The sequence below is a fragment of the Sphaerisporangium siamense genome (genome assembly GCF_014205275.1).
In the GTDB taxonomy this organism is placed as follows: Bacteria; Actinomycetota; Actinomycetes; order Streptosporangiales; family Streptosporangiaceae; genus Sphaerisporangium; species Sphaerisporangium siamense.
On record NZ_JACHND010000001.1, the window covers coordinates 2,485,516 to 2,511,220 of the forward strand.

23 protein-coding genes and 1 tRNA gene are annotated in these 25,705 nt (G+C 71.6%); 14 read left to right on the forward strand and 10 right to left on the reverse strand.

The annotated features are described in order from the left end of the window. The first annotated feature begins 60 nt into the window (after positions 1 to 60). Together BJ982_RS11605 and BJ982_RS11610 are read left to right on the forward strand one after the other, a co-directional pair. Positions 61 to 1,419 (forward strand): NAD(P)/FAD-dependent oxidoreductase, encoded by a 1,359-nt coding sequence (locus BJ982_RS11605; RefSeq protein WP_184879378.1) that lies wholly within the window; start codon positions 61 to 63, stop codon positions 1,417 to 1,419. A 284-nt stretch (positions 1,420 to 1,703) separates the two neighbouring features. Then, positions 1,704 to 1,776: transfer RNA gene (locus tag BJ982_RS11610), tRNA-Leu, on the forward strand. 169 nt (positions 1,777 to 1,945) lie between these two features. Here BJ982_RS11610 and BJ982_RS11615 read toward each other — a convergent pair. Then, positions 1,946 to 2,740 carry a helix-turn-helix domain-containing protein gene (locus tag BJ982_RS11615; protein ID WP_184879380.1) on the reverse strand — a complete coding sequence of 265 codons (795 nt, stop codon included), beginning with the start codon at positions 2,738 to 2,740 and terminating at the stop codon, positions 1,946 to 1,948. A 639-nt stretch (positions 2,741 to 3,379) separates the two neighbouring features. Between BJ982_RS11615 and BJ982_RS11620 the strand changes: the two genes are divergently transcribed. The 3 genes from BJ982_RS11620 to BJ982_RS11630 all read left to right on the forward strand — a co-directional run bounded on the left by BJ982_RS11620 (position 3,380) and on the right by BJ982_RS11630 (position 5,095). After that, the gene (locus tag BJ982_RS11620; protein ID WP_184879382.1) at positions 3,380 to 4,171 is read left to right on the forward strand and encodes a Bax inhibitor-1/YccA family protein; all 792 of its coding nucleotides are present in this window, start codon (positions 3,380 to 3,382) and stop codon (positions 4,169 to 4,171) included. 198 nt (positions 4,172 to 4,369) lie between these two features. Further along, positions 4,370 to 4,603 (forward strand): DUF4287 domain-containing protein, encoded by a 234-nt coding sequence (locus tag BJ982_RS11625; protein ID WP_184879384.1) that lies wholly within the window; start codon positions 4,370 to 4,372, stop codon positions 4,601 to 4,603. An 81-nt stretch (positions 4,604 to 4,684) separates the two neighbouring features. After that, the gene (locus BJ982_RS11630) at positions 4,685 to 5,095 is read left to right on the forward strand and encodes a PPOX class F420-dependent oxidoreductase (protein ID WP_184879386.1); all 411 of its coding nucleotides are present in this window, start codon (positions 4,685 to 4,687) and stop codon (positions 5,093 to 5,095) included. A 96-nt stretch (positions 5,096 to 5,191) separates the two neighbouring features. Here the strand turns inward: BJ982_RS11630 and BJ982_RS11635 are convergent, their stop codons facing one another. From BJ982_RS11635 to BJ982_RS11645, 3 genes are read right to left on the reverse strand one after another with little or no spacing between them, the layout of a single operon-like run. Continuing rightward, entirely contained in the window at positions 5,192 to 6,412 is a 1,221-nt protein-coding gene (locus BJ982_RS11635; RefSeq protein ID WP_184879388.1) for an acetyl-CoA C-acetyltransferase, read from the reverse strand. 56 nt (positions 6,413 to 6,468) lie between these two features. Then, on the reverse strand, positions 6,469 to 7,830 hold the full coding sequence (locus BJ982_RS11640) for an outer membrane protein assembly factor BamB family protein (RefSeq protein ID WP_184879390.1): 1,362 nt from the start codon (positions 7,828 to 7,830) through the stop codon (positions 6,469 to 6,471). A 58-nt stretch (positions 7,831 to 7,888) separates the two neighbouring features. After that, on the reverse strand, positions 7,889 to 8,881 hold the full coding sequence (locus BJ982_RS11645; protein WP_184879393.1) for an SGNH/GDSL hydrolase family protein: 993 nt from the start codon (positions 8,879 to 8,881) through the stop codon (positions 7,889 to 7,891). 203 nt (positions 8,882 to 9,084) lie between these two features. Between BJ982_RS11645 and BJ982_RS11650 the strand changes: the two genes are divergently transcribed. Continuing rightward, positions 9,085 to 10,464 carry a cystathionine beta-synthase gene (locus BJ982_RS11650; RefSeq protein WP_184879396.1) on the forward strand — a complete coding sequence of 460 codons (1,380 nt, stop codon included), beginning with the start codon at positions 9,085 to 9,087 and terminating at the stop codon, positions 10,462 to 10,464. Positions 10,465 to 10,471: 7 nt separating this feature from the next. Here BJ982_RS11650 and BJ982_RS11655 read toward each other — a convergent pair whose 3' ends face one another. Together BJ982_RS11655 and BJ982_RS11660 are read right to left on the reverse strand one after the other, a co-directional pair. Further along, a complete protein-coding gene (locus BJ982_RS11655; protein WP_184879399.1) occupies positions 10,472 to 11,623 on the reverse strand; it encodes a sensor histidine kinase in 1,152 nt (383 codons plus the stop codon). 159 nt (positions 11,624 to 11,782) lie between these two features. Continuing rightward, positions 11,783 to 13,225: an MMPL family transporter gene (locus tag BJ982_RS11660; RefSeq protein ID WP_184879402.1), complete on the reverse strand. Its 1,443-nt coding sequence runs from the start codon at positions 13,223 to 13,225 to the stop codon at positions 11,783 to 11,785. A gap of 221 nt (positions 13,226 to 13,446) precedes the next feature. On the opposite strand from BJ982_RS11660, the gene BJ982_RS11665 reads away from it, so the two are divergent. Further along, the gene (locus tag BJ982_RS11665; protein ID WP_184879404.1) at positions 13,447 to 14,589 is read left to right on the forward strand and encodes a cystathionine gamma-synthase; all 1,143 of its coding nucleotides are present in this window, start codon (positions 13,447 to 13,449) and stop codon (positions 14,587 to 14,589) included. Between the two features lie 122 nt (positions 14,590 to 14,711). Beyond that, entirely contained in the window at positions 14,712 to 15,611 is a 900-nt protein-coding gene (locus BJ982_RS11670; protein ID WP_311772216.1) for an IS5 family transposase, read from the forward strand. 13 nt (positions 15,612 to 15,624) lie between these two features. On the opposite strand, the gene BJ982_RS11675 is transcribed toward BJ982_RS11670, so the two are convergent. The 4 genes from BJ982_RS11675 to BJ982_RS11690 form a co-directional block, all read right to left on the reverse strand. Next, positions 15,625 to 16,056: a hypothetical protein gene (locus BJ982_RS11675; protein WP_184879406.1), complete on the reverse strand. Its 432-nt coding sequence runs from the start codon at positions 16,054 to 16,056 to the stop codon at positions 15,625 to 15,627. Between the two features lie 72 nt (positions 16,057 to 16,128). After that, positions 16,129 to 16,290, reverse strand: a complete 162-nt coding sequence (locus tag BJ982_RS11680) for a hypothetical protein (protein ID WP_184879408.1) — start codon at positions 16,288 to 16,290, stop codon at positions 16,129 to 16,131. 194 nt (positions 16,291 to 16,484) lie between these two features. Next, complete coding sequence (locus BJ982_RS11685; protein WP_184879410.1) at positions 16,485 to 18,434, reverse strand: vWA domain-containing protein; 1,950 nt, start codon at positions 18,432 to 18,434, stop codon at positions 16,485 to 16,487. A 102-nt stretch (positions 18,435 to 18,536) separates the two neighbouring features. Then, positions 18,537 to 20,054, reverse strand: a complete 1,518-nt coding sequence (locus BJ982_RS11690; protein ID WP_184879412.1) for a sigma 54-interacting transcriptional regulator — start codon at positions 20,052 to 20,054, stop codon at positions 18,537 to 18,539. 125 nt (positions 20,055 to 20,179) lie between these two features. Between BJ982_RS11690 and BJ982_RS11695 the strand changes: the two genes are divergently transcribed. The 6 genes from BJ982_RS11695 (at position 20,180) to BJ982_RS11725 (ending at position 25,593) form a co-directional block, all read left to right on the forward strand. Continuing rightward, positions 20,180 to 21,394, forward strand: a complete 1,215-nt coding sequence (locus BJ982_RS11695; RefSeq protein WP_239123107.1) for an FIST signal transduction protein — start codon at positions 20,180 to 20,182, stop codon at positions 21,392 to 21,394. A gap of 136 nt (positions 21,395 to 21,530) precedes the next feature. Beyond that, positions 21,531 to 22,880 (forward strand): ROK family protein, encoded by a 1,350-nt coding sequence (locus BJ982_RS39255; protein WP_311772262.1) that lies wholly within the window; start codon positions 21,531 to 21,533, stop codon positions 22,878 to 22,880. Between the two features lie 503 nt (positions 22,881 to 23,383). Further along, positions 23,384 to 23,797, forward strand: coding sequence for a ribonuclease domain-containing protein (locus BJ982_RS11710; protein ID WP_203959182.1), 414 nt, complete (start codon positions 23,384 to 23,386; stop codon positions 23,795 to 23,797). Between the two features lie 75 nt (positions 23,798 to 23,872). After that, entirely contained in the window at positions 23,873 to 24,244 is a 372-nt protein-coding gene (locus BJ982_RS11715; protein WP_184879414.1) for a barstar family protein, read from the forward strand. Between the two features lie 105 nt (positions 24,245 to 24,349). Beyond that, positions 24,350 to 24,922 carry an RNA polymerase sigma factor gene (locus tag BJ982_RS11720; RefSeq protein WP_239123098.1) on the forward strand — a complete coding sequence of 191 codons (573 nt, stop codon included), beginning with the start codon at positions 24,350 to 24,352 and terminating at the stop codon, positions 24,920 to 24,922. Then, on the forward strand, positions 24,919 to 25,593 hold the full coding sequence (locus tag BJ982_RS11725; protein ID WP_184879419.1) for a hypothetical protein: 675 nt from the start codon (positions 24,919 to 24,921) through the stop codon (positions 25,591 to 25,593). The genes BJ982_RS11720 and BJ982_RS11725 overlap by 4 nt, the downstream gene beginning before the upstream one ends. The last annotated feature ends 112 nt before the right edge of the window (positions 25,594 to 25,705 follow it).

The following is a 25,705-nucleotide window of genomic DNA, read 5'->3' on the forward strand; positions in this document are numbered from 1 at the left end:
TCTTGCTGTTGCGCACATATCCGGTTGGCGCTGATACCTCGTCGTGACGTAAGATTGTGAATGGTTTCACAAGCGACCATGCCACGAAGGGGCACTGACGTGAACCACAAGGCCAAGCACATCCTCATCGTCGGCGGAGGGTACGTCGGCCTCTACACGGGCCTGCGGCTCCAGCGCGCCCTGCGCAGGGAGCTCGCGTCCGGCAAGGTGCGGATCACCATCGTCGACCCGCAGTCCTACATGACCTACCAGCCCTTCCTGCCCGAGGCCGCCGCGGGCAACCTGTCCCCGCGCCACGTCGTCACGCCGCTTCGCCGCGTCCTGCCGAAGGTCCGCATCCTCAACGGCAAGGTCACCAAGGTGCACCACGAGGCCAAGACCGTCACGTTCGTGCCCAACGCCGGCCCCAGCGAGGAGATCGGCTACGACGTGATCGTCATGGCCGCGGGCTCGATCTCCCGCACGCTGCCCATCCCGGGCCTGGCCGACGCCGCGATCGGCTTCAAGACGGTCGGCGAGGCCATCGCGTTGCGCAACCGCGTGCTCGCCCTGTTCGACCGCGCCGACTCCACCGAGGACGAGCAGGTCCGCCGCAGGGCGCTGACGTTCGTCGTGGTCGGCGCCGGCTTCGCGGGCGTGGAGGCGCTGGCCGAGCTTGAGGACATGGGTAGGGACGCGGTGAAGTACTACGACTCCCTGCGCGAGGAGGACCTGCGCTGGGTCCTGGTCGAGGCGAGCGACCGCATCCTGCCCGAGGTCGGCCCCGAGATGGGCCGCTGGACGCTGGAGGAACTGCGCGAGCGCGGCATCGAGGTCAAGATGAAGACCTTGCTGAAGTCGTGCGAGGGCGGCCACGTCGTGCTGTCCGACGGCGAGGAATTCGAGTCGGCCACGATCGTCTGGACCGCCGGGGTGAAGCCGAGCCCCGTCGTGAACTCCGGCGACCTGCCGCTGGACGAGCGCGGGCGGGTCAAGACCACGACCAGGCTGACGGTCGTGGGGGTCAAGGACGCCTTCGCGGCCGGCGACGTCGCCGGCGTCCCGGACGTGACCAATCCCGGACAGTACTGCGCGCCGAACGCCCAGCACGCCGTGCGCCAGGCCAGGGCGCTCGCCGACAACATCGTCCGCCACCTGCGGGGTCTTCCCCTGAAGGAGTACCGGCACAAGTACGCGGGGTCGGTGGCGGGCCTCGGCCTGCACAAGGGCGTGGCCAACGTGTACGGGGTCAAGCTTCACGGATTGCCTGCGTGGTTCATGCACCGGACCTACCATCTGTCCCGGGTGCCTACGTTGAACCGCAAGGTCCGCGTGGTCGCCGACTGGACACTCGCTCTCTTCTTCAAGCGGGAGACGGTCTCGCTCGGCGAGATCGAGTCGCCCCGTGACCAGTTCAGGGCGGCCGCCGCCACAGGCTGACGGCCCGACACCGGCGCGCCGGACGCATCACCGCGTCCGGGACGGCGTCGCACGGTGTTCCGGTACGGCTCGCGCTCGACGTCTCGGGCGCGGGCCGTACTGTTCTGTGGAGGGATAACAAGGGTGACGAGGTGAATTCTGCTGAGTTGAGCGGTCTGTTGTTCACTGCCCGAGTCGGGGGGCCGCGGGGCGTATACCGTTATCTTGCGTACTACGGAAGGAAGAGCAGAGACGTGGGCTCTGACCCGTTACGCAAGTGTGGTCCGTTACGTATGATTTACGGCGCCCCCGTAGCCCAATGGCAGAGGCAAACCCCTTAAAAGGGTTCCAGTGTGGGTTCGAGTCCCACCGGGGGCACCCCTGCCGACTATATGAAACGACCCGATGGCAGTAACGCTCCCGAAGAGCTATATCATTGTCGGTTTGGCGCTCCTCACGGGACATTCTCGGTAAGCCCTGAAACCCGCCAAGGGACGGACCGCTTCCCCCGCCCGAGCAATCGTTACCATCCTGTGCCATATTGCGGTTATCCGCCCTCCGGCCCGCCCAGGGGCGTCCCGGCCAGGCTCGCGGTCAGCGCCGCCGCAGTCGCCGCGTCCGCCGGAAGGAACGCCTCCAGCTTGAGCTCGGCGATCGTGACGTCGACCGCGGTCGCGAAGGTCGTGACGGTCGTGATGAGCCGCAGCTCGCCGCGCGGGGAACGCAGGCGCAGCGGCACCGCGAAGCCCAGGTGCCCTGGGGACGCCGGCTCGGGCGGCACGTACGTCTCCAGCTCGGCGCGCAGCTCGGCCAGGCGGGCGTCGGGATGGCGCTCGGTCTCCTGCCGGAGGCGCTCCAGGATGTGCGTGGCCCACTCGCCGAAGTTCACGATGCGGGGCGCGACGCCGCGCGGGTGCAGCGCCAGCCGGTAGACGTTCGCGGGCGGCGCGAGGAGCCCGGCGTCCACGTCCCCGAAGAGCGCGGTGAACGCCGCGTTGGAGCCCGCCAGATCGCCGTGCCGGTCCACCACCACGGCGGGGTAGGGCAGGTGCCCGGTGAGGATGCCGTCCAGCGCGGTGCGGATCGGCGCCAGCGCGGGGTCTTTCAGGTCCGTCTCCGGATACACCGGGGCGAAACCGGCCGACAGCAGCAGGCCGTTGCGCTCCCGCAGGGGCAGCTCCAGCGACTCGGCCAGCCGGACGACCATGCCGCGCCCCGGGGCCGAGCGCCCGCTCTCCATGAAGCTGATGTGCCGCTGCGTCGTGCCCGCGCGGATCGCCAGGTCGAGCTGGCTGAGGCGGCTGCGGATCCTGCGCTCGCGAAGGACCTGGGCGAACTCCACGCTTCGGATGTTAATGAAAGGCGTGGAGGATCGTGTCAATCGCCCCCCGCACCGGCAAAGCACATCACATGCGCGCGACTGGGCATGTCGGTGTCGCGGAACCCGCCGCGAAAGGGGCGGCGCGGAGGGCAAAGGCCCGTGCGCGGGGGCGGTCATCCGATTGGGGCCGTCGGGCGGCCGATGCCGGCATCTGTTTTTCGCCGGACCAGGAGGCCGTGGGAGCGTGGGCGGGCAAGGCCCGAAATTTCTGGTATGGAAAGACCGTAAAGATGGTTTACTTTGCGACATTACACGAAAAGACCTTCTCTTAACCCCGAATGCCACCGGACATAACACGCGGGACCGCAGGCCAGGAGGAGGGCGCCCCCGGCCGGAGTCCCGGTCAGGGGGCCCGGGCGCCCCGCCGCCCCTGGTAGGTGATCGAAACGCAATCTTCGCGGCGGAACTCGGGTGCGGGGCCGCTCGTTGTACCCGTTGCCGCTGGGGGTCGGTCTTCCGCGCTCCGGCGGCGCATTACGGGCAGGGCCCTCGTCCGCCCGCCATGACAGATGTGAAGCCACGTGAAGCTATGCGGTACAGGCGGCACTCCCTGTGAGGCTCGACCGAACAGGCTGATCGCAGGTCGCAGTGGAGGCAGTGATGCAGAGCAGGAACCCGGTCCTGAGCAGACTGGGGCAGAACAACCGCCGGTCCGGGGGTGCGGGCCCCAACGTGAGCCCGCAGTACCTGCAGGACATGTACAACGCCCCTTCGTACGCTCCGCCCGTCGCGGCACGGCCGATGACGATCGACGATGTCGTCGTCCGCGGGTTCATCACCCTGGGCACCCTCGTGGTGTCGGCCGCCGTCGCCTGGTACTTCAACTTCGGCTGGGGCATCGCCGCCCCCGCGATCCTCGTGGGGTTCGTCCTCGGCCTGATCGTCTCGTTCCGCCAGAGCACCAACCCGGCGCTGATCCTGGGCTACTCCCTCGCCTACGGCATCGGCATCGGCGTGATCAGCAAGATGTACAACGAGGCGTCGGAAGGCATCGTCTTCCAGGCGGTGCTCGGCACGATGGTGGCCTTCGCGGGCGTGCTGGCGGTCTACGCGCTCAAGGTGTTCCGGCCGACTCCCAAGTTCACCAAGTTCGTGGTCGCGGCCGGCTTCGCCGCCGTCGGCCTCATGCTGCTCAACTGGATCGTCAGCATCTTCACCGACGGCGGTCTCGGCCTGCGCGGCGACAGCCCCATCGGCTGGATCTTCAGCGTCGCGATGATCCTCCTCGGCTGCTTCTTCCTGCTGCTCGACTTCGACGAGATCGATCGGGGGGTGCGCGCCGGGGTCCCCGAGAAGTACTCGTGGCTGATGGCCTTCAGCCTCACGCTGAGCCTGGTCTGGCTGTACCTGGAGATCCTGCGCTTCATCAGCTATTTCTTCAACAACGACTAGGTATTTCGTCCGGGAACGCCCCGCCGGAGCCCGGCGGGGCGTCATCGGTCCGGCATGCCCGCCCGAGCTTTGGGTAAGCCCCACGCACTGCTACTAACGATCTACCTCGTGTAAGCGAAGCCTGGCCATTAGGGTCTTGCCATCACGGGGCGGGTGATGCAGTGTCTAGCAAAAGAGGCTTCACTCATGGAGGTGCCCATGTCGTTGAACCACTCACTGGAGATGCAGAACAAGCTGATAGCCAGGGTTCCGGACATCACCGGACGCGCACTCCCCGAGTGGTTCCAAGCCATCGACAACGGCCCGTCGTTCCTCCGATGTGACGAGCGGGCCAACTGGCTCGCCGACGAGCACGGGCTGACTCATGGCTACGCGGCCGCCATCGTCATCGAGCACGAGCGGCAGCGCCGTTCTCGTATGGGGTTCATGTAGGCCCCTACGCCCACCCCAGTGCGCCCACGTCATCGCTTGGCGTGGGCGCACCTGTCGCGAGGGCTGGGTCATCATGAGGGCATGGATCTCGACAAAGCCCGTGATTTCATCCGAAAGAACCACCGCGCGGTGATTCAAACCTGGCGCGCCGACGGCCACCCGCAGATGTCGCCGGTCCTGGTGGGCATCGACTCCGAGGGGCGCGCCCTCGTCAGCACCCGCGAGGCCGCCGCCAAGACGCGCCAGCTCCGCAACAACTCCGACGTCTCGCTGTGCGTCATGGTCGACGAGTACCTCGGCGAGTGGGTCCAGATCGAGGGGACCGCCGAGGTCGTGGCCGGGTCCGACGCGCTGGATCCCCTGGTCGAGTACTACCGGAGCGTCTCCGGCGAGCACCCCGACTGGGACGAGTACCGCTCGGCCATGCGGGAGCAGAAGAACGTCCTCGTCCGCATCGACCTCAAGCGCGCCGGCCCCGACTACATGGGCTGACGCCTTCCGGCCGCGCCCGCCGCGCGGGGCGGGCGAGATCGGCCGGGGTCACCCCCGCCGCCGTGACCGGCGGCGCCTTCGATCTTCACGGCTCCGTCAGCTCAGCCGTTCCAGCAGCATGGCCATGCCCTGGCCGCCGCCCACGCACATCGTCTCCAGGCCCATCGCCTTGTCGTGGAAGCGCAGGCTGTTGATCAGCGTCGAGGTGATGCGCGCGCCCGTCATGCCGAACGGGTGCCCCACGGCGATCGCGCCCCCGTTGACGTTGAGCCGGTCGAGGTCGATCCCGAGCTCCTGGTACGACGGGATGACCTGCGCGGCGAACGCCTCGTTGATCTCGACGAGATCGACGTCCCCGATGGCCATGCCGGCCCGGGACAGCGCCTGCCGGGACGCCTCGACGGGGCCGAGGCCCATGATCTCGGGCGAGAGGCCGCTCACGCCGGTCGAGACGATGCGCGCCAGCGGCGTGACGCCCAGTTCCGCGGCCTTCACGTCGCTCATCACGACCACCGCGGCCGCGCCGTCGTTCAGCGGGCAGCAGTTGCCCGCCGTCACCGTGCCGTCGGGACGGAACACCGGCTTGAGCTGCGCGACCGCCTCGTAGGTGGTGCCGGGCCGCGGGCCGTCGTCCCTGCTCACCACCGAGCCGTCGGGCAGCGTCGCCGGGGTGATGTCCGTCTCCCAGAACCCGTCGGCGAGGGCCTTCTCCGCCAGGTTCTGCGACCGGACGCCGAACTCGTCCTGCTCCCTGCGGCTGACGCCCTTCAGCTCGGCGACGTTCTCGGCGGTCTGCCCCATCGCGAGGTACACGTCGGGCAGCCGGCCGGTCTGGCGGGGGTCCTGCCATTCGAGGGCGCCGCCCTCGGCCCGCCGGTCGGTGCGCTCCTTGGCGTCGAGGAACAGGGGGTTGGCGGTGTCGGGCAGGGAGTCGGAGCTGCCCTTGGCGAAGCGGGACACGCACTCGACGCCCGCCGAGACGAAGACGTCGCCCTCGCCGGCCTTGATGGCGTGGAAGGCCATGCGCGTCGTCTGGAGCGAGGAGGAGCAGTAGCGGGTGACGGTCGTGCCGGGGACGCCGTCCAGGCCGAGCAGCACCGCGACCACCCGGGCCATGTTGAACCCCTGCTCGCCGCCCGGCAGGCCGCAGCCGAGCATCAGGTCGTCGATGTCGTTCGGGTCGAGCTGGGGCACCTTGTCGAGCGCGGCCCTGACCATCTGGACGGTCAGATCGTCGGGGCGGATGTCCTTGAGCGACCCCTTGAAGGCCCGGCCGATGGGCGAGCGCGCGGTCGCGACGATGACTGCCTCGGGCATGTGGCTCTCCTGTTCTGGCAGGCGGGACAGGTCCCTCTGCGGAGATTACCGCGCGGTCAGCCGTACATGCCGGGCGCGCTGCCCGTGGTGTCCTGGACGGCGTTGACGGCGCCGTTCTCGTCCCGCCAGAGACGCCAGCCGTCCTGGCTGCCGGTGAACCAGGCGGGCGGGGGGCCGGCGGCGGGCGCCCGCTTGCCCGTGGCCAGGTCGAACTCGCACAGCGAGGCCACCGAGTAGAAGCCGCGGGCGCCCCCGGCCAGGGGCAGGGGCTTGGGGTCGGTGACGCAGAAGGACCAGCCGCGCCGGCCCTGGACCGGCGTCGCGCGGCCCGAGGGCAGCTCGAAGGCGGCGCCGGCCCCGCCGGGCTTGAGGAAGTCGAGCCGCGCCATGTCGCCGGGGAAGGCCAGCCACCACCCGGCGCCGGGCACCTGGCCGGCGGTGATCTGGCCGACCACCCGCCCCGAGCCGGGGTCGAGCCGGGCGAACCCGCCGTACTGCCCGCGCTCGTCCACCGGCCGCACCACCGGCGCGTACCCGGGGCTGCCGCTGGGGTAGACGCGGACGACGGACGGCCGCAGCCAGTTGACGGCGCCGTCGGCGAGCTTGATGGAGAACAGGCCGAACGAGGAGGTCTTGTTCTGCTTGGGGCTGGTGTACGGGGCGACGTACCCGACGAGATCGCCGCCGGACGCGCCGAACGCCCAGCCGCCCGACAGGTCGACGCCCGGGGCGAGCGCCTGCTCGACCGGGAGCCGCCAGACCGGCCGGCCCGAGGCGAGGTCGTGCGCGGCGAGCACGGGATGCCGGGCCAGGTGCAGCATGACGACCCGGCCGGCGTCGGACCACTCGACCTCGGCGATGCCCGGCTCCTTCCACAGCACCTTGCCGGTCAGGGGGTCGAGCACGACCACCCGTGCCGAGGCCAGCGCGGTGTTCTCCGACAGGCACAGCAGGCGGCCGCACCGCTGCGGCCCGAACGTCGAGTGGACGGGACGGCTCCACAGCGGCCGGCCGGTGCGGGCGTCGTGGGCGACGAGGGCGGCGTTCCCGGCGCCGTGCCCGCCCCGCTTCGGGGCGACGGCGGCGACGATCGCGTGGCCGGGGGAGGTCTCGACGGCGGCGGGGGACTGCACGCCCATGCCGGGCAGCCGCCCGGCGATGGCCGCCGGGTGGGCCCAGAGCCTCTTCCCGCCGGCCAGGTCGAGGGCGGCGGTCTCCAGGGAGCCGTCCGGCCGCAGCGAGGTCACGGTGGCCACCCCCGCGGCCACGGTGGCCCGGCTGACGGCGTTGACCTCGGCATTGCGCCAGGTGGCGTGGTGGGCCTGCTCGGTGGCCGCCCTGCTGGTGGAGCACGCCGCCAGGGCGAGCACCCCGGCGAGCGCCAAGGCCGGTTTCGTGAGGGGCCGGAACACGGGCATTGCACTCCAATGTGGGCAGAGTGACGACTCTGCCGCGGAGGGTGACCGCCGTCGGCCGCTACGAGGCGACGGCCCCCGGCCGGCGGCGAAGGATCGCGGCCCAACGTCCGGGCAGGCCGGTCGCGCGGCCGGCGACGCGGGTCGCGGTGACCTCGGTGCCGGGCTCCTCCGCGGCGATGGCCGCCGCGAGGTAAATCGATTGCGATGCCTCGCCACGCTCGGATTCGGGTTCGGGCCACAATCCCAACGCAGCGCATACAGACGGTAGCACTACGTTAGCGGCCTGTTGGTAACCTCGGACAGATGGGTGGTATCGGTCGGGTCCGAACATCTCGCCCGGATATGTCGCGAATTCCGGGCCGAGGACGTCGGCGAACGCCACCGTCCTGCCGCCCTCGGCCACCACGCCGACCGTCTGCGCGGCGGCGAGCTGGCGGCTCCAGCGCCGCGTCATCCAGCGCAGCGGCTGCCCGATCGGCCGGACCGTCCCGAGGTCGGGACAGGTGCCGACCACGACCTCCGCGCCGTACTCACGGAGCCGCCGCACCGCGTCCCGCAGGTGCCCCACGGCCTGGGCCGGCTTGGTCTGGGTCGTGACGTCGTTGGCGCCGACGAAGATCACCGCGAGGTCGGGCCGGGTCCGCAGCGCGCGGTCCACCTGGAAGGGCAGGTCCGCCGAGACCGCCCCGGACCGCCCGAAGACGTGCAGGCGCACCGGCCGCTCGGCCACCGCCGCGAGGCCGGTCGCCAGCATCACGGCGGGCGTCGCCGCCGGGTCGGTCATGCCGAGGCCCACCGACGTGGAGTCCCCCAGCATGACCATCGTGACCGGCTCGGCGTCCCCCTCGCCCGCCCAGGCCCCGTAGAGGCCGTCGGACGACGGCCCGTCCATGCCGTACGGCCGGCCGACGGCCTTGCGCGCCAGCATGGCCTCGGTCAGCAGCAGGCCGTACACGGCGCCCCCCAGCACCGTGGCGCCTCCGCCCCCGAGAGCCGCCGCGGTGGCGATGCGGCGGGCCGCCCGTGCGGTCCCCGGCGTCCAGATCACCATCCCCGTGCATCCCCTTTTCTGCTGTTGTCCTTCGTCCCGGCCCTCTGTTCCGGTTTCAGTTACGCGACTCGCGGATGCCTGTCCGTGTCGTCAACATGTCGCCGTCATCGTGACGGTACGGTGAGGAAAGGACCCGCTGGATCTCCTCGGAACTCCGGCATTGGTAAGGGTGACAAAGCACGGCAGATGAGGTGTTATTCCCGGTGCGCGTACATGACTCTCTGATCGAGCTCATGGGCAACACCCCGCTCGTCCGGCTCCGCAAGGTCACGGCGGGTGTGCGGGCCCAGGTGCTCGCCAAGGTGGAATATTTCAACCCCGGCGGCTCGGTGAAGGACCGCATCGCGCTGCGCATGGTGGAGGCCGCGGAGCGGTCGGGGGCGTTGCGTCCCGGCGGGGTGATCGTCGAGCCGACCTCGGGCAACACCGGCGTGGGGTTGGCCATCGTGGCCCAGGACAGGGGCTACCGCTGCCTGTTCGTCGTGCCCGACAAGGTGGCGCAGGACAAGATCGCCGTACTGCGGGCGTACGGCGCCGAGGTCGTCGTCTGCCCGACGGCGGTCTCGCCCGACCACCCCGAGTCCTACTACTCGGTGTCCGACCGCCTGGCCCGCGAGATCCCGAACGCCTGGAAGCCCGACCAGTACTCCAACCCCGAGAACCCGGCCAGCCACTACCACTCGACGGGGCCGGAGATCTGGGAGCAGACCGAGGGACGGATCACCCACTTCGTGGCGGGCGTCGGCACGGGCGGCACGATCAGCGGCACTGGCCGCTACCTAAAGGAGGTCTCCGGCGGGCGGGTGCGGGTCATCGGCGCCGACCCGGAGGGCTCGGTGTACTCCGGCGGCTCGGGACGTCCGTACCTGGTCGAGGGCGTGGGCGAGGACATCTGGCCCGCCACCTACGACACCACGGTCGCCGACCGCGTGATCGCCGTCTCCGACAAGGACTCCTTCGGCATGACCCGCCGCCTGGCCCGCGAGGAGGCCCTGCTCGTCGGCGGCTCGTGCGGCATGGCCGTCGTGGCGGCGCTCAAGGTGGCCGCGGAGGCCGGCCCCGACGACGTGATCGTCGTCCTGCTGCCGGACGGCGGGCGCGGCTACCTGTCGAAGATCTTCAACGACGACTGGATGGCCGACTACGGCTTCCTGACCACCTCGACCGAGGAGAACCTGGTCCGCGACGTGCTCGGCCGCAAATCGCCGGGCATGCCGGAGTTCGTCCACACCCACCCGCACGAGTCGGTGAACACGGCGATCTCGATCATGCGCGAGTACGGCGTCTCGCAGCTCCCCGTGATGAAGGAGGAGCCCCCGGTCATGGCGGCCGAGGTGGTCGGTTCGATCGTCGAGCGCGACCTGCTGGAGGCCCTGTACCGGGGCAAGGTCTCCGGCGGCGACCCCATCCAGGACCACATGTCGGCTCCGCTGCCCATGGTCGGCGCGGGCGAGCCGCTCTCGGTGGCCATCGAGGCGCTGGAGAAGGCCGACGCCACGGTCGTCCTGGACGACGGCAAGCCCGTGGGCCTGGTGACCCGGCAGGACCTGCTCGCGTTCCTGGCCGGCGCCAACGGGGCCTGACCGGCGGTCAGGCGGTCCGCGCCGGAGGGAACCAGGCGCGGACCTCCCAGGCCCCCTCGGGGGTGGGCCCGGCGAACAGGTGGCCGCCGACCGCGGTGACCCGTTCGGTCATGCCCACCAGCCCGTACCCGCCGCCGAGCCGCGAGACGCGCGGGTCGGTGGCCGAGCGGTGGTTGCGGACGCGCAGCACCACGCCGCCGTCGCCGTGCTTCAGGTCGGCCTGCACCCAGCCGGTGCCCGGGGCGTGCCTGCGGATGTTGGTCAGCGACTCCTGCAGCACGCGGTGCAGGGTGGTGAGCACCTCGGGCGCCAGCGACGCCTCGGTGATCCCCTGACCGATGTCGAAGGCCACCGGCGGCCCCCCGGCCGCGAAGCGCTCGACCAGCACCCGCATGTCGTGGAACGTCACCCCGGGGTTGCGTGCCGCGTCGTCCTCGGCGCGCAGCACGCCCACCAGCCGGCGCATGGAGGTCAGCGCCTCCGTGCCGGCCCCGGCGATCGCGTCCAGGGCGGGCATGACGGTGTCGGGCCGCTGCGCGGCGACGGTCCTGGCCGCCTGCGCCTGCACGACGATGCCGGTGATGTGGTGGGCGACGAGGTCGTGCAGCTCCCGGGCGAGTTCGAGCCGTTCGGCCCGGCGCACGGCGTGCACGGTGCGCTCGCGCCGGTCGATCTGGTAGCGCAGGTAGCTGCCGATGCCGACCGCGGTGGCCCAGGCGACGAACAGCAGGAAGCCGATCGGCAGGGCCGGGCCCCCCTGGACGCGCATGCCGCTCGCCATCTGCAGGGTGAGCATGGACAGCAGCGAGAGCACGACGGCGGTGTGCAGCGGGCGCACCCAGCGCAGCACGCCGATGGTGAGCAGGAGCAGCGACCCGGTCTCGGCGAGGCCGGGGAAGCCGTGCCACCCCACCGCGACGAGCGTGATGGACACCGCCCCCGAGGCGGCCATGACGAGGACGAAGCCCTCGACGCGGAACCGGCGCCGCAGCAGATAGGCGATGATGCCGAGCAGTCCGATGGCGGCGACGGCCACGCCCCTGGAGCCGGTCGAGGCGCTGAACACGAGGTCGCCGATGAGGCACAGGCCGAGACAGCCGACCAGTGCTATCTCACTGAGCCGCTGAATCCACCAGATGACTCGGGGGCCGTCTCTCACAGACATCGAGCGTAAACCGGAAGGCCGACCACAGGATCGGCCATTCGGACGACCGGGGGGCCGGCGGATCGGACTTCCTGGCGAGGCGCGGCCGGGGCGCCGTGGGCGACGCTGGTATCACGAATGGAGGGGAAATGACGTTCCTCACAGTGTTCCTGCTCATCCTGGCCGTGTCCGCGTTCGCGCTCCTGGCCCTCGCCGATCCGCTGCTGCTGTCCCGGATCCGAGGGAAGGATCGTACGGCTCACCCATCTCCCGCCGAGTAGCCCCCCAGGGCTCCTCCGGAAGGCCCCGGAGCTCACCGGCGTCCTCGACGCCGTGATCCTCGTGGTCCCGGTGTTCCCCGTGGTGCCCATGGTCCCGAGGGTTTCCCTGGTCCCTGGCCTGGCCCGGCCCGAGTGGCGGAGGGCCGTCCCCGGAGGCGACGTCCGGCCACCAGGCGCGGCCGCCCAGGATCGCGGCGAGCCCCGGCACGACGACCAGCGCCAGCGCCGCGCCCCCGGCCACCAGGTACACCCCGGCGAGCACCTCGTGGGCGCCCCCGGCGAGCGTGCCCGCCGCCAGCAGGGCGGCCACCGCCGGCGGGCCCGCGTACTTGACCGCCAGGGCCGAGCAGGTCCTCGGGTCGCGGCCCGTGCGTGCCGCCCCGCGCACCCGGGCCAGCACGAGCAGCGCGGCCGACACGGTCGCGACCAGCGTGAACAGGAACACGGTGATCTGCTCGCCCGGCCGCGTGGCCGCCGTCCCCGCCGCCCACGCGATCAGCACGCCGCCCGCCGTGAGGTAGACGGGGGCGATCAGGCTGCGCAGGACGAGCGCGACCACCAGCGCGACCAGCACCCCGGCCACCGCCATCACCGTGAACGGCGGCGGCTCCCGCGTCTGGAGGGGCCCGGCCGCCCCCATCGCGGCGATGAGCGCCGCCGCTCCGGCGGTCCAGGCGCGCGGGCGGGCGGCGACGGCCCGGCCCAGGCGGTTCAGCACCGTCCGCCGTCCCGCGCGGCGCCGCCGCCCCGGCCACCCGACCAGGCGCGGCAGCGCCGCCGTCAGGCACGGCACGAAGGCGAGGACGACGAGCATCTCCACCGCGGAGGTGAGCGCCAGGGCGGGGCCGAGGCCCGCGGGGAAGGCGCCGAGCGGCAGCGCGGCGCAGGCGGCCATCCACGCGGCCCCCGAGGTCGCGACGACTCCCCCCACCTGCTCCAGGGCGGTGACGATCGCCTGCGCGGCGGGCTCCCCGGCGTTGCGGCGCTCTCGGAAGCGGTGGAGCAGCATCGCCGTGGACGCGAGCGTCGTGCCGTAGGCGAAGACCGCGGGCGCCTCGGGAAGGCCGAGGCCGGAGACCAGCCCGGAGGACAGGCAGTCCACGGCGACGGCGGCGGCCACGGCCGTCAGCGCCGCGCCGGGGGACCGCAGCACCACCGCGAGCGCGAGCGTCACCAGGACGGCTCCGACCGCGCCGGGCACACCGGCCGGCAGCGGGCCGTACCCGTCCGGCAGCGTCTCGGGCCGGCCGGCCGCCACCGCGGCCAGCAGCGCGAGCCAGGCCGGGAGCAGCCACAGGACATGGCGGGTGGTGAGCCTGCCGATGACGTCCAGCATGGTCGGGGGTCCCGTCAGCCGTCGCGGGCGAAAGCCGCCTCCGCGTGATCGCGCCGTCCGCGATGGCCACGTGCGACGCCCGTACGATCTACCACGATCCTCCGACGATAGGCGCGTTCCCCTCTCATGCCATCGGACGATCGGCCGATCCAGGGCTCGTCCTTCCGCCGTAGGGGCGTGAGCAGGGGCTCGTCCCAGGGGAGGGGATATAGCGTGGGGCCATGACAGATGGCTTCGAGACTTTGGCGATCCACGCGGGCCAGGAGGCCGACCCCCACACCGGCGCCGTGGTCCCCCCTATCTACGCCGTGTCCACCTACAAGCAGGACGGCGTCGGCGGTCTCCGGGCCGGCTACGAGTACAGCCGCTCGGCCAACCCCACCAGGACCGCGCTGGAGGAGTGCCTGGCCGCGCTGGAGGGGGGGACGCGGGGCCTGGCGTTCGCCTCGGGCCTGGCCGCCGAGGACGCGGTGCTGCGCGCGGTCTGCGGGCCCGGCGACCACGTGATCATCCCGGGTGACGCCTACGGCGGCACCTACCGCCTGTTCGCCAAGGTGCTCGCGCGCTGGGGGCTGCTGTTCGACCCGGTGCCGCTAGGCGACCTGGAGGCGGTACGCGCGGCGGTGCGCCCGGAGACCAAGGTCATCTGGGTCGAGACCCCGACCAACCCGCTGCTCGGCGTCGCCGACATCGAGGCGCTGGCCGCCATCGCCCACCAGGCGGGCGCGCTGCTGGTCGTGGACAACACCTTCGCCTCGCCGTACCTGCAGCAGCCGCTGGCGCTCGGCGCGGACGTGGTCGTCCACTCGACCACCAAGTACGTCGGCGGGCACTCCGACGTGGTCGGCGGCGCGCTGGTGGCCCGCGACCGCGACCTCGGCGATCTGCTGGCCTTCCACCAGAACGCCATGGGCGCCGTGGCCGGGCCGTTCGACGCGTGGCTGACGCTGCGGGGGATCAAGACGCTGGCCCTGCGCATGGAGCGCCACTGCGACAACGCCGAGCGGGTCGTCGAGCTGCTGCGCTCGCACCCCCGGGTCACCGAGGTCCTGTACCCGGGCCTGCCGGGGCACCCGGGCCACGAGGTGGCCGCCAAGCAGATGCGCCGGTTCGGCGGCATGGTGTCGTTCCGCGTGGCGGGCGGCGAGGAGGAGGCCGTGCGGCTGTGCGACCGCACCAGGATCTTCACGCTCGGCGAGTCGCTCGGCGGCGTCGAGTCGCTGATCGAGCACCCGGGGCGCATGACCCACGCGTCGGTGGCGGGCTCGGCCCTGGAGGTGCCCGGAGACCTGGTGCGCCTGTCGGTGGGCATCGAGACCGTGGACGACCTGCTGGCCGACCTCAGCCAGGCGCTCGGCTCCTAGGGCCTGTTTCGAAGTCCGCTGTGTGACGGCGTGTCATGTCCGGACATGCAGTGAGGTCTCCGATAGAAGGTTGATCGACCAAGAAGAACCTTCACACCGGAGACCTCGTGGCCACCTTAGCGGTGACGAGGCGGTTTGACCTGACCGATGCGCAATGGGCACGCCTGGAGCCGCTGCTGCCCGCGCCAAGGAGATCAGGACGGCCGTCGAAGTGGAGCAAGCGGCAGCTCATCGATGGGATCCGCTGGCGGGCACGGGTGGGAGCGCCCTGGCGGGATGTGCCGGAGTGTTACGGCTCCTGGCAGGCGGTGTACGGGTTGTTTCGCCGCTGGCAGCGTTCCGGCGCCTGGTACGGCATCGTGACCGGCCTGCAGGCGATGGCCGATGCCGCACAGCTGATCGGCTGGCAGGTCGGGGTGGACTCCACGATCGTGCGTGCGCACCAGCACGCGGCCGGTGCTCGCAAGGATGCGACGTTGCAGGCCGAACCGCCTGGCGGGGTGCGGACCGAGCCGGCCGATCACGCTCTGGGGCGCTCGCGGGGCGGGTTGTCGACCAAGCTGCACCTGGCGTGTGAGCGGGGCCGAAGGTTGCTGTCGCTGGTGGTGACGGCCGGGCAACGCGGGGATGCACCGCAGTTCGACGCGGTCATGGCCGGGATCGGCGTGTCCCGGCCGGGACCGGGGCGGCCTCGTACCCGGCCCGATGTGGTGCTGGCCGACAAGGCGTACTCATCGCGGGCGATCCGTGCTCACTTGCGCCGGCGCCGGATCGGGTGCGTCATCCCTGAGCCTGCCGACCGGATCGCCGCCCGGCTGCGGCGCGGCAGCCGCGGCGGCCGTCCTCCACAGTTCGACCCGGCGCTCTACCGCGCCCGCCACGCCGTGGAATGCGGCATCAACCTGCTCAAACGCAACCGTGCCATCGCAACCAGGTACGACAAACTCGCCGTCCGCTACGAGGCCACCGCCCACATCGCCGCCATCAACGACTGGCTCACCTGTCTTCGAAACACGCCCTAGGCCTAGGAGCCGCTCAGGGGTTGAACCACACCATGAGCACGAGGATCACCAGCCAGATCAGCGCCGAGATGCCGGACAGCATGGCGATGCGGCCGGTCTGCACCTTGGCGTCGTCCTCCTGACTCTCGTTCGACAGCACGCGTATGGCGGTGCGCTGGTCACGGTCGATCATGACCAGCAGCACCGCCGCGACGATGAACAACGTCATCGAGACCGACAGATACGGCTTGCCGAGATTGACGCGCCCGAGGGCGATGCCGAACAGGAACACCCCGAGGGTCAGAATTCCGAAGATCCGCGTGGTGCGGTGCAAATGCCGCAGCACACCGACGTCACGCGCCCGGATGTACCGCGGGGTGAAGCTGGTGGCCGCGGTCACCGGGCCGATCGCGAAGATCGCGAAACCGATGTGCAACCAGAGCAGGACCTTGTCCGCAAACGACATGCGTTGACATTATCGTCTCGCCGATCAGCCGGGGAACGCTCCCCGCCCGGACACGGACGGAAGCGGCCCGGCTCAGCGGCCGGGCGCGCCCGTGGAACCCCGGACGGCGGACTCGCCGGGGACGTCGTCGCCGGTCACCGGCGGCTTCCGGGGACGCGGCCGGTTGTTCACGGTGAGCTCGAACATCGCGATGGTGAGGATCATCACGAAGAGGAGAGCGACCGCCGCGAGCATGGCACCCCCCTTTCACGACAGACGGAAGCGGGTCTCCCGTCTCTGGGGCCGTCGCGGGCACTTACCCATCAATATCCTGAGCGCTTGCATTTCGATCGGCAAGCGATTAATGCGGGCATGCGGAATGGCGTCGATTGCATCGTGCCCACATCTTGGCCGCGATAAGGCCATTTATCGGCAAATCCAGGATGGGGTCAGCGGGTGCGGCGCGAGCGCAGGAAGTCGCTGACGACGTACTCGCCGAGGCGGTCGGCGCTGGGGGAGAACACCCGGCCGCCGTTGCGCCGCGCGACCTCGTCCACGAAGTCCTTGAGGCGCTCGTCCGTGGCCAGCATGAACACGTTGATCGTCGCCCGGCGGCGGGTCATCTTGTCGACCTCGGCGAGCGTCAGTTCCAGCGTCTCGCGTGTGGGCGGCCACTCGAACGCGTAGCGGCCGTTGCGCGTCAGGTGGGCGGTCGGCTCGCCGTCGGTGACGACGAGCACCACGGGCTCGAAGTCCGGGTGCCGGTCCAGGTGGCGCCCGGCGATGAGCAGGGCGTGGTGCAGGTTGGTGCCCTGGACCATGTCCCATTCCAGGCTCGCCAGCTCCTCCGGCTGGAGCACCCGGGCGTAGTTGGAGAAGCCGATGATCTGCACGGCGTCCCCGGGGAACTTGGAGGACACCAGCGCCTGCAGGGCCAGCGCGGTCTGCTTGGCCGGCGCCCAGGTCTGGCGCAGCGCCATCGAGTACGACAGGTCCACGAGCAGGCACACCGCCGCCGCGCTGCGGCGCTCGGTCTCCGCCACCTCGAAGTCGTCCACGGCCAGCGACACCCGGCCGCCCGCGCCGCCGCGCCGCACGCCGTTGACCAGCGTGCGCACGACGTCGAGGGGCTGCTCGTCGCCGAAGCGCCACGGTCGTGACGAGCCGGTCAGCTCGCCCGCGGCGCCGGCGTCCCGCTGGTCGTGGTCGCCGCGCCGCCCGCCGTCCAGGGAGTCGAAGACGCGCCGCAGGGCGGTCTCGCCCAGCCTGCGGACGGCCTTGGGCGTGAGCTCCAGCTTGCCGCGCTGCCGGCGGAGGTAGCCCTGGCGCTCCAGCTCGCGCTCGATCTGCCGCAGGGCCTCCAGATCGTCCACGGCGGAGCGTCCGAGCGCCCGGCGGATGGCGGCCTCGTCCACGTCGTCCAGGCGCGCGCCGGGGTAGTCCTGCTGAAGGGCGGACTCCAGCTCGTTGAGGTCGGCGAGCTCCTCCAGCACGGTCACCGCGTCGCCCATGCCGAGGCCCTGCTCGCCGTCGACCCGATCGGGCGTGTCCCAGGCCAGGTCGGGGCGGCGGGCGTAGAGGGAGCGGCTCAGGCGGGCCATCTGGTCGGCGAGGCCGGCGTCCTGGAGGGTCTGGTCGATCAGCGACTGGAGCTCGGCGCGCTGCTCGGGAGTCATGGAGGCGAGCATGCGCTGGGCGGCGGCGGCCCGGCGGGCGAGGATGTCGACGAGCTCATCGAGATTACGAGGATTTTCCGGAAAGAAATCCCGATATTTCTCCATGAACTGCTCAAAATGCTCCGGGGTGTGCTCGCCGCGGGAGTCCCGATCCAGCATGTCGTTCAGATCCGACATCATCTGCCGGACGCGGTTCATCGCCTCCGGGTCGGGATCGGCCAGCGCCTCCCGCATGCCGCGGAACCGGCTGTCCAGAACCTCCCTGCGCAGCAGGTCGCGCAGTTCCTCGAACGTCCGCCGCGCCGCCGCCGAGCGCCACTCGTACGAGCCGAGCCGCTGCACGGCGCTCGCGGTGTCCGACGGCACCGAGTCCAGCTCGGCCTCGCGCATCCGCGCCTCGTCGGAGGGGTCGGGGAACAGCTCGGCGCGCTCCTGGCCGATCGCCTTGTCCAGCAGCGCGCGGGCCCGGTCCAGCGTGCCGGAGAGGTTGCCGCGCTCGCTCAGCTCACGCCGCCGCCTGCGCACCTCGCGCAGCAGCTCGTCCAGCCCGCGCCGGTCCGGAGCGCCGGGAAGGCCGCGGCGCAGCAGGTCGCGCAGCGAGTCGGCGGGGGTGGAACCCTGCAAGATCGCGTCGCCCATCTCGTCGAGGGCGGCGCGCACGTCGTACGGGGGGGCCAGCGGATCGGGACCGTCGTGGTACTCGCCGTATCGGTATCCACTCATCTCTTGGCAGCCTAATCGTGACGGGTCCGATGTGCGGCGGACGGCCGGATCATGGACGCCCCGCGCGGACGGCCTGCGGGCCGCCCGCGCGGGCGCGTGGTCTCAGGTGCGATAGACGGCCCCGCCGTCCACCTCGTCCTTGGACAGGCGCCGCAGGAGGTACAGGCCCTCCAGCGCGAACTCCAGCGCCGCGGCGGCGTGCCCGGGGGACTCGTCGCCCTCGCCCATGCCCACCGCCGACATGATCTTCGCCAGGCCGTTGACGGGACCGATGCGCTGGAGGAGGTCGGTCGCGGTGATCAGCTCGCCGGACTCGATCTGGGCGCCTTCGCTGAACTTGTCCAGCAGCACCGACAGGTCCATGCCGCCGAGCGTGCCACGGAAGGTCTCCGCGGTCGCGCGGCGCAGCAGGTGGGCGAGCACCTCGACCTCGCGGCCCTCCTCGCTGACCTCGAACTCGACCTTGCCGCGCAGCGTGGGCACGACTCCCGGAAGGTCGCACACCCGGGTCACCGGCCGCTCCTCGCCGGTGATCGCGGCACGCCGCACCGCCGAGGCGGCGGCGGTCTCGGCCGCGGCGATGGCGAAGCGGGCCGAGACGCCCGAGCGCGAGTCCACCGCGGTCGACTCGCGGACCAGGCGGGTGAACCGGGCGAGGATCTCGACGATGTGGTCGGGCAGCTCCGCGCTCAGCCCCGTGGCGTCCGCGCCGACCGTGTCGTCGGTGGTCTGGATCTTCCAGTTGAGCTCCGCCTCCTGGCGGATGAGCGCGAGCTCGTCCTCCAGCGTCTGCGGGTAGTGGGTGCGGATCTCGGCGCCGAAGCGGTCCTTCAGCGGCGTGATGATGCGGCCGCGGTTGGTGTAGTCCTCGGGGTTGGCGCTGGCGATCAGCAGCAGGTCCAGGGGAAGGCGCAGGTTGTAGCCGCGGACCTGGACGTCCCGCTCCTCCAGCACGTTGAGCAGGGAGACCTGGATGCGCTCGGCGAGGTCGGGAAGCTCGTTGACCGAGAACACGCCGCGGTTGGTGCGCGGCACGAGGCCGTAGTGCACGGTCTCGGGGTCCCCGAGAGTGCGGCCCTCTGCGATCTTGATGGGGTCGACGTCGCCGATCAGGTCGCCGACCGAGGTGTCGGGCGTGGCCAGCTTCTCGCCGTAGCGGTCCTCGCGGCCCTTCCAGGCGATCGGGAGGTCGTCGCCCAGCTCGGACGCGAGCCGGCGGCAGCGCACGCACGCGGGGGCGTAGGGGTGGTCGTTGATCTCGCACCCCTCGACCACCGGGGTCCACTCGTCGAGCAGGCCGGTGATCGTGCGGATCAGGCGCGTCTTGCCCTGGCCGCGCTCGCCGAGCAGCACCAGGTCGTGTCCCGCCAGCAGCGCCCGCTCCAGGTGGGGCAGCACGGTCTCGTCGAATCCGACGATGCCCGGGAATCTCGGCTCGCCCGCGCGTAGTCTGGCGAGCAGGTTCTCGCGGATCTCCGCCTTGACCGTGCGATAGGTGTGTCCACTCTCGCGCAGCTCACGGAGAGTGCGGGCCTGTGGGGTGTCACTTCGCGGTGTGGGCGATTCATGCACGGGAACGAGACTACGTCGCGGGGGAAGCTTGTGGCAGCTTATACACATTTCGGATCTTGACCATTGTGTGACGCTACGCGCGCGTTGTTACTCCCGTAGTGGGGAGAATCCGGCCAAGAGGGTCAAACTCGTAGCGACACACTACGACTCGCACAGAAGGGGAGGCGAGGCGTGTGGCAGTGCTGACGAGCCGGTTCGCGGACGGTCTCGCCGTGGACTCCGACCTGGTGCTGGCGGCGGAGCGCGCCGTGCGCCAGGCGCTCTCCGGCCTGTCGGGTCCTCCCGACCTGGTGTGCTTCTTCATCTGCGGAGAGGACCCCGAGGAGGTCACCCGCGCCGGCCTGCGCGCCATGCGCATGGCGCCCGGGGCCGAGGTCATCGGCTGCAGCGCGACCGGCGTCATCGGCGACAGCCAGGGCGTCGAGCACACCTCCGCCGTCAGCGCCTGGGCGGCCAGCCTGGACGGCGGCCGCGCGACCACCTTCGTGCTGGAGACGCTCCGCATGGAGGACCGGTTCGTGATCATCGGGTTGCCCGACCGCGACCCCGACGACCAGGTGGCCGTCCTGCTCGCCGACCCGTACAGCTTCCCCACCGACGCCTTCGTCGAGCACTCGTCCGACGTCCTCGGTGACCTCCCGCTGGTCGGCGGCCTGGCCAACGGCATGCGCGGCCAGGGGTCCGTCCGCCTGTTCGCCCGCGGCGAGATGTACACCGAAGGGGCGATCGGCGTCATGCTGAGCGGCCCCATCCACGTGAGCACCGTGGTGAGCCAGGGCTGCCGCCCGATCGGCCCCACCATGGTCGTCACGCGCTCCGAGGACAACCTGCTGCTCGAACTGGCGGGCCAGCCCGCGCTCGCCCGGCTGGAGGACATCGTCAGCGGCCTCGACGAGGACGACCGCGAGCTGGTGGCCTCCGGCCTGCAGATCGGCATCGCGATGGACGAGTACGCGGAGATCCACGAGCGGGGCGACTTCCTCATCCGCGGCATCCTCGGCATCGACCCCGAGCGCGAGGCCGTGGCCGTGGGGGACGTCCTCGACATCGGCCAGAGCGTCCGCTTCCAGGTCCGCGACGCCGCCGCGGCCGACGAGGACCTGTACGAGCTGCTCGACGCGCACGCCGAGGAGCGCGGCCGTATCGACGGCGCGCTGCTGTTCTCGTGCAACGGCAGAGGCTCGGCCATGTTCGGCAGCCCCGACCACGACGCGCTCGCCCTGCACGACACGCTCGGGCCGATCGGCATGGCCGGGTTCTTCGCCGCGGGCGAGGTCGGGCCGGTCGCCGGCCACAACCACGTCCACGGCTTCTCGGCCTCGATCCTGGTCTTCTCCAGCGCTCCGGGCCGTCCCGGTGGCGGCGAACGCGCCGCACGCCGCGTCTGACCTCGGGGTCGATGCCCGCGCGCCGAGCGGCCGGCGTTCACGGGGCGGGGAGCGATGACGGCGGGGGCGGCCGGCGTGTGATCCTGGTACATCGCGGGCGCAGAGGCGGTCGTGATGGACGAAGGCGGTGGGCGGCGTGGCGTCGCGTGAATCCGGTGCGGTGCTGGCGATCGACATCGGCGGCACCAAGTTCGCCGCGGGCCTCGTCGGCGCCGACGGCGAGATCATCGTGGCCCGCCGCGTCGCGACCCCGCCCGGCGGCGACGCCGGGACGCTGTGGACGGCGCTGACCGGACTGGTGGACACGGTCGTGCGCGAGGGGAACGACCGGCCCGTGATCGGCGTGGGCGTCGGCTGCGGCGGGCCGATGACCTGGCCCGACGGCGAGGTGTCCCCCCTCAACATGCCCGGGTGGCGCGGCTTCCCGCTGCGCGAACGGCTCGCCGGGCGGTTTCCAGGGGTGCCGGTGCGCGTCCACAACGACGCCGTGTGCGTGGCCGTCGCGGAACACTGGCGCGGGGCCGGGCGGGGGAGCGCCGACATGCTCGGCATGGTCGTCTCCACCGGGGTCGGCGGCGGCCTCGTCCTGGGCGGGCGTCTGATCGACGGCGGCACGGGCAACGCCGGACACATCGGCCACGTCGTGGTGGACCCGGACGGCCCCGCCTGCGAGTGCGGCGGCCGCGGCTGCCTGGAGGCCGTCGCCCGCGGCCCCGCCCTCGCCACCTGGGCCCTCTCCCACGGCTGGCTCTCCGGCCGCGCCCAGCCCTCCGGCCCGGCCGCCGCTGCCCCAGGCGGCGAGGGTGCCCAACGGCCGGAAGCGCCTGGCGAGGACCTTCTGCGGTCCGGGCTGCCTGGCGAGGAAGTTCTGCGGTCCAGGGTGCCGGGTGAGGACGTTCTGCGGTCCAGGGTGCCGGGTGAGGACGTTCTGCGGTCCGGGGTGCCGGGTGAGGACGTTCTGCGGTCCGGGGTGCCGGGTGAGGACGTTCTGCGGTCCGGGGTGCCGGGTGAGGACGTTCTGCGGTCCGGGGTGCCGGGTGAGGACGTTCTGCGGTCCGGGGTGCCGGGTGAGGACGTCGAGGGGGCCGGCGTGGTCTCCTCGCGGCCGGAGGGCGACCGGGGATCCGAGGTGCTGTACGTGGAGGCCGAGCGGGCGAGCGGGCGCAGGCTGGCCGAGGACGCGGCGGCCGGGGACCCGGTCGCACGGGCCGCCTTCGCCCGCGCCGGCCGGGCGCTGGGCATCGCCATCGCCTCGGCGACAAGCCTGTGCGACCTCGGCCTGGTCACCGTCGGCGGCGGACTCTCCCAGGCAGGCCCGCTGCTCTTCGACCCCCTGGAGCATGCCCTGCGCGAGCATGCGCGCCTGGCGTTCGCCGCCCGCGTCCGCGTCGTCCCCGCCGCCCTCGGCCAGGACGCCGGCCTGATCGGCGCCTCCGCCCTGATCCTGGCCGCGGACCACTACTGGACCGCCCCAGACCCCCGTTGACGACCACTCACCCTGCGCCGGCCGCCTCGCGACCTTCTCCGACCGGCCGCATCCTCCCCTGACCGGCCGCATCCTCTCCTGACCGGCCGCATCCTCGCCTGACCGACCCCATCCTTCTCTGATCGACCGCATCCTTCCGGCCGGTTCGGACACTTCTCTGACCTGACCGCTCTGGACGTTGCCCGGTGCTCTGGGCGGTCGGCCGGCGGGGGTCCTCCTGTGCGGCGGAGGGCGATGCCCTCCCTGTCAGGGGTGGAGGGCATCCGTCCGGCGATTCGGATTCCCCCGCGCGGATGCCGGTGGGTTCAGTACGGCCCGCAGGTCTTTCGGTGCGACACCGCAGGTCGTTCGGTACGGAGCTACAACTCGTCCCCTTGGGGCTGGGAAGAGTTCACCGGAGCTTTAGCGATCTTTGCCTTGGTTTGACCTCTTTTCGGCGGCGATGCTGACGGGTGTCGGTCACTCTCGGGCTGACAGCCCACGGATCCCCGCATGGAGGCCTCGTGCACACCCCGCGACACGTCCGCCCGCACTGGCCCGCACGGCTCCTCGTCGTGCTCGCCGCCCTCATCTCCATGGTCGCCCTGGTCGGCGTCACGCCCGCCACCGCGTCCGTGTACGGCTCCTGCACCATCGCGCGGTGCGACGACGCCCGTTACGCCCGGTCCGTCTGGGCCGGCAAGGGCTTCCCCACCTCGGCCGGCTGGTACTCCTGGCCGGACGGCAAGTACAACTACACCGGCGGGCGGTTCTACAACCGGGAGGGTCAGCTTCCCAGCGGGGCCACCTACAACGAGTACGACGTGTACTCTCGGGCGCGCGGCGCCTCGCGTGACGCGTACCGCATCGTCGTCAACCGCAGCACCGGCGCGACCTGGTTCTCGCCGAACCACTACACCGACTTCTACCGCCTCTAGGCACCTTCAGAGGGACGGCTCCGCGACAAGAGCCGCGGGGCCGTCGCCGCCTCAGGAACCCCGAAGGAATCGCTCATGCCCTCGCGCCCGCTGCCGCACTGGCTGACGGTCTCCATCGACCCCGTCCCCGTGGTCGCCGACGGGCGCGCCTGCGAGACCCGTGCCGCCTTCTTCACGGAGGTGGCTCGGGTCCTCCGCCTTCCCGGCTATTTCGGCCACAACTGGGACGCCCTCACCGACTGCCTGCGCGACGTCACCGCCGCGGGCAAGGTGACCTTCGTCGTCGAGCACGCCGAGAGCCTTCTCGCCGCCGAGCCGCCCGAGCAGTTCGCCGTCTTCCTGGACGTCATGGCCACCGCCGCCGCCGATGGCCTCGGCCTCACCCTGTGCACCGTGCCGCCCCACGAGCCCGCCCTTCTCCACCGCATCGCCACCGCCCTCTCCTGATCCAGCGCCCCTCGTCGTCCACCATGGCTTGGCGGCGTTCGTAACGGTTCGCGGGCCTTCGTCCAAGCAGGGATGTACAGACGGACGACGAAGGGAGCGAGGCCGGTGCGCCTCAAACGACCGGGGCCGGCGGGGTTGCCCGGTGATCCGGAGGCATTCGAAGCCTTCTACCGGCGCCACCTGGACGAGGTGACCCGATTCCTGGCCCGCCGCGTGGACGACCCCCACACGGTCGCGGACCTCGTCGCGGAGGTCTTCATGGCCGTGATCGATTCGGCGCACACCTACCGTCCCGCCCTCGGCAGCGAGACCGCCTGGCTGTACGGCGTGGCGCGCAACACCCTGCTGGCCGAGCGGCGCCGGGCCGCGCGGGAACTGCGCGCCAAAAGCCGTATCGCCGGCCGCAGGCTGCTCGACGCCGACGACGTCGCGCGCCTGGAGGAGCGGATCGACGCGGAGAGCCCCGCGCGCGAGGCGCTCCTGGCCATGCGCGAGCTGCCGGACGGCGAGCGCGCGGTGCTGGAGCTCGTCGTGGCCGACCAGCTCACCCTCCCCGAGGCCGCCGCCGCGCTCGGCATCCGGCAGGGCACCGCCCGCGTACGGCTCCACCGGGCCAGGCGCTCGCTGCGGCGGGTCCCCGGCGTCGTGCCGCCCCTCTTGATGAAAGGACAGCCATGAACGGCACATTCGACGAAAAGCTGCTCGGCGAGCTCAAGGCGTACATGGCGGAGCGCCAGGCCGCGGGACGCGCTCCCCGCAGGACCGGTCGCAGGCTGGTGATGGCCGTGGGCGCCGTCGGGGTCGCCGCCGCGGCGGCGGTGACCGTCCCCATGGTCGCCGGGCCGACGTCGCCCGCCTACGCGGTGACGAAGAACCCCGACGGCTCGGTGACGCTGACCATCCGCGAGTTCCGCGACCCGGACGCCGTGGAGAGGAGCCTGGCGGCCGTGGGCGTGCCCGCCGACATCGCGTACATGCCGCTCGGCAAATGGTGTGACCGCAGCCGGTTCCAGCCCCTGCCGGCGGACCAGGCGAGCGTGCCCACCAGGACGGAACTGGAGAGCACCGACCCGCAGGTCCGGGCCCGCTACCGCGCGAGGCTGGAGAACTCCCCGTCCGGGAAGGCGATGCGGCAGCGGGACGGCATCAGGATCTATCCCCGGTACATCCGGCCCGGCCAGACATTGGTGATCGACATCGCCGAGAACGACAAGCGGGCCGCCGATGAGCCGGGCGTCGCGTGGAAGATCAGCGGCGGCCTCACCGAGAGGCCCGTCCGCCCGTGCCGGCTGGTCGACGACCCGGGCGCCTTCGACGTCGGCGACGCCACGCCCCCTCCCGGCGAGTGACACCGCCCGTCCCCGGCCGGTGACGGAGCCGTCTCCGCCCTGTGACGGTGTCCCGGACAGGGGCCGTGACGCCGTCCTCCCAGATGTGCTCAAACACCCCACTGGTGGGCAT

Excerpts from the sequence above, each read along its gene's own strand:
- BJ982_RS11605 (WP_184879378.1), top strand. The coding sequence starts at position 61 with ATGGTTTCACAAGCGACCATGCCACGAAGGGGCACTGACGTGAACCAC.
- BJ982_RS11620 (WP_184879382.1), top strand. The coding sequence starts at position 3,380 with ATGCAGAGCAGGAACCCGGTCCTGAGCAGACTGGGGCAGAACAACCGC.
- BJ982_RS11625 (WP_184879384.1), top strand. The coding sequence starts at position 4,370 with ATGTCGTTGAACCACTCACTGGAGATGCAGAACAAGCTGATAGCCAGG.
- BJ982_RS11630 (WP_184879386.1), top strand. The coding sequence starts at position 4,685 with ATGGATCTCGACAAAGCCCGTGATTTCATCCGAAAGAACCACCGCGCG.
- BJ982_RS11635 (WP_184879388.1), bottom strand. The coding sequence starts at position 6,412 with ATGCCCGAGGCAGTCATCGTCGCGACCGCGCGCTCGCCCATCGGCCGG.
- BJ982_RS11640 (WP_184879390.1), bottom strand. The coding sequence starts at position 7,830 with ATGCCCGTGTTCCGGCCCCTCACGAAACCGGCCTTGGCGCTCGCCGGG.
- BJ982_RS11645 (WP_184879393.1), bottom strand. The coding sequence starts at position 8,881 with ATGGTGATCTGGACGCCGGGGACCGCACGGGCGGCCCGCCGCATCGCC.
- BJ982_RS11660 (WP_184879402.1), bottom strand. The coding sequence starts at position 13,225 with ATGCTGGACGTCATCGGCAGGCTCACCACCCGCCATGTCCTGTGGCTG.
- BJ982_RS11665 (WP_184879404.1), top strand. The coding sequence starts at position 13,447 with ATGACAGATGGCTTCGAGACTTTGGCGATCCACGCGGGCCAGGAGGCC.
- BJ982_RS11675 (WP_184879406.1), bottom strand. The coding sequence starts at position 16,056 with ATGTCGTTTGCGGACAAGGTCCTGCTCTGGTTGCACATCGGTTTCGCG.
- BJ982_RS11680 (WP_184879408.1), bottom strand. The coding sequence starts at position 16,290 with ATGCTCGCGGCGGTCGCTCTCCTCTTCGTGATGATCCTCACCATCGCG.
- BJ982_RS11685 (WP_184879410.1), bottom strand. The coding sequence starts at position 18,434 with ATGAGTGGATACCGATACGGCGAGTACCACGACGGTCCCGATCCGCTG.
- BJ982_RS11690 (WP_184879412.1), bottom strand. The coding sequence starts at position 20,054 with ATGTGTATAAGCTGCCACAAGCTTCCCCCGCGACGTAGTCTCGTTCCC.
- BJ982_RS11715 (WP_184879414.1), top strand. The coding sequence starts at position 23,873 with ATGCCCTCGCGCCCGCTGCCGCACTGGCTGACGGTCTCCATCGACCCC.
- BJ982_RS11725 (WP_184879419.1), top strand. The coding sequence starts at position 24,919 with ATGAACGGCACATTCGACGAAAAGCTGCTCGGCGAGCTCAAGGCGTAC.